The 2,564-nt window shown below is 68.4% G+C and carries 1 protein-coding gene; it reads left to right on the top strand.

Translation table 11 applies throughout. From position 1 onward, the window contains the following. Positions 1-2,564 (top strand): type I polyketide synthase (locus ABZU25_RS34395; RefSeq protein WP_355033534.1); only part of this gene is annotated, 2,564 nt, incomplete at both ends.

The following is a 2,564-nucleotide window of genomic DNA, read 5'->3' as shown; positions in this document are numbered from 1 at the left end:
GGGACGTCGACGGTCTGTACCACCCGGACCCGGACCACACCGGCACGTCCTATACCCGGCACGGTGGTTTCCTGCACGACGCCGACCTGTTCGATCCGGAGTTCTTCGGAATCAGCCCCCGTGAGGCGGTGACCATCGACCCGCAGCAGCGGCTGCTGCTGGAAACCACCTGGGAGGCCGTCGAGCGCGCCGGGCTGGACATGACCGGCCTGCGCGGCTCCCCGGTCGGTGTCTTCGCCGGACTGATGTACCACGACTACGGCGGTCGGCTGCAGCACCTGCCGCAGAGCTACGACGGGCACATCGGCAACGGCAGCGCGGGCAGCATCGCTACCGGCCGGGTCGCCTACACGTTCGGTTTCGAGGGGCCGGCGATCACTGTGGACACGGCGTGTTCGTCGTCGCTTGTCGCTATCCATCTGGCGGGGCAGGCGTTGCGTCAGGGTGAGTGTTCCCTCGCCCTGGCCGGTGGGGTGGCGATCATGTCGAGTCCTGGTCTGTTCATCGAGTTCAGTCGTCAACGCGCGATTTCCGCCGATGGGCGGTGTCGGGCGTTCTCCGCCGACGCCGACGGCACCGGATGGGGTGAAGGCGTCGGCCTGCTCGTGCTGGAGAAACTGTCCGACGCGCGACGCAACGGTCATCGCATCCACGCCGTCATCCGGGGCACCGCCGTCAACCAGGACGGTGCCAGCAACGGTCTCACCGCCCCGAACGGGCCGTCTCAGGAACGGGTCATCCACCAAGCGCTGGCCAACGCCGGCCTGGACATCGGTGACGTCGACGCCATCGAAGCCCACGGCACCGGCACCACCCTGGGTGACCCGATCGAAGCCGGCGCCATCCTCAACACCTACGGCCAACGGAAACGACCCGTCTACCTCGGGTCCATCAAATCGAACATCGGGCACACCCAGGCCGCCGCCGGAGTCGCCGGCGTCATCAAAATGGTCGAAGCCCTGCGCCACGAAACACTGCCACGAACCCTGCACGCCGACACCCCCAGCCCACACATCGACTGGACCAGCGGCAACGTCGAACTCCTCGCCACCGCGCAGGCCTGGCCCACCCGTGAGCACCCCCGCCGCGCCGCGATCTCCTCATTCGGGATCAGCGGCACCAACGCCCACCTCATCCTCCAAGAACCCCCCACCCCCACGCCCGTTTCTACCGGCCCCGCGCCGGCCGACCCCGCGCCTGCCGAGCCCACGCCTGCGGATGAGCCGGTGCTGTGGTTGCTGTCCGCGCACACCCCCGACGCCCTACACGCCTACGCCGCGCACCTCACCGACTACCTACACACCCACCCCCACACCCGCGCCAACGACATCGCCCACACCCTCGAGCGCCGCGTCCAGCACACCCACCGCGCGGCCATCACCCACCCCGACGCGCTGCTCGCCCTGCACCACGACCAACCCCACCCCCACCTCGTCACCGGCACCGCCCACACCGGCAAAACCGTGTTCGTGTTCCCCGGTCAAGGAAGCCAGTGGACCCACATGGCCCTCGACCTCTACCACACCAACCCCGTCTTCGCTCACCACCTCGACGAAGCCCACCGCGCCCTCACCCCACACATCACCTTCGACCTCATCGACGTCCTCACCACCGACCCCATCCCCACCGACACCCCCACCATCCAACCCACCCTCTTCGCCGTCATGACCGCCCTGGCGAAACTGTGGCAACACCACGGCGTCACACCCGACGCCGTCATCGGCCACAGCCAAGGCGAAATCGCCGCCGCCCACATCGCCGGGACCCTCACCCTCACCGACGCCGCCCGCCTCATCGCCATCCGCAGCCACACCATCGAAACCCTCGACGGCACCGGCGCCATGCTCACCATCGCCGCCTCCCACCACGACGTCCTCACCGCCATCACACCCTTCGGCGACCACCTATCCATCGCCGCCATCAACAGCCCCACCAGCACCGTCGTCGCCGGCACCCCCGAAGCCATCACCGCCCTCGCCGCCACCTACCAGAACACCACCACCCGCGCCACCACCCTGCCCGTCACCTACGCCAGCCACCACCCACCCCACATCGACCCCCTCAAACCCACCCTCACCACCCTCCACGGCACCATCACCACCCACCCCAACCACACACCCCACTACTCCACCGTCACCACCAACCCCCTACACCCCACCGACCTCACCACCAACTACTGGCACGACAACCTCCGCAACCCCGTCCAACTCCAACCCACCATCGAAAAGCTCTACCACCACGGCTACCGCACCTTCCTCGAAATCAGCCCCCACCCCGTCCTCACCCCCCACATCACCACCACCCTCACCACCACCAACGCCCCGGTCACCGTCACCGGCACCCTCCGCCGCAACGAACCCTCCACCACCACCTTCCTCACCAACCTCGCCACCCTCCACACCACCGGCACCCCCCACACCCACACCACCGGCGGCAACCACCTCCCCAACCTCCCCACCACCGCCTACACCCGCACCCGCCACTGGCTCACCGCACCACCACACACCCACACCAACCCCCACACCCTCGGCCTCAACCCCACCACCCACCCCCTCCTCGCCACC

The organism is Micromonospora sp. NPDC005215 (assembly GCF_040607915.1).
In the GTDB taxonomy this organism is placed as follows: domain Bacteria; phylum Actinomycetota; class Actinomycetes; order Mycobacteriales; family Micromonosporaceae; genus Micromonospora.
Note: the sequence above shows the minus strand (reverse complement) of the source record. Positions and strands in the feature narration are given on the sequence as shown.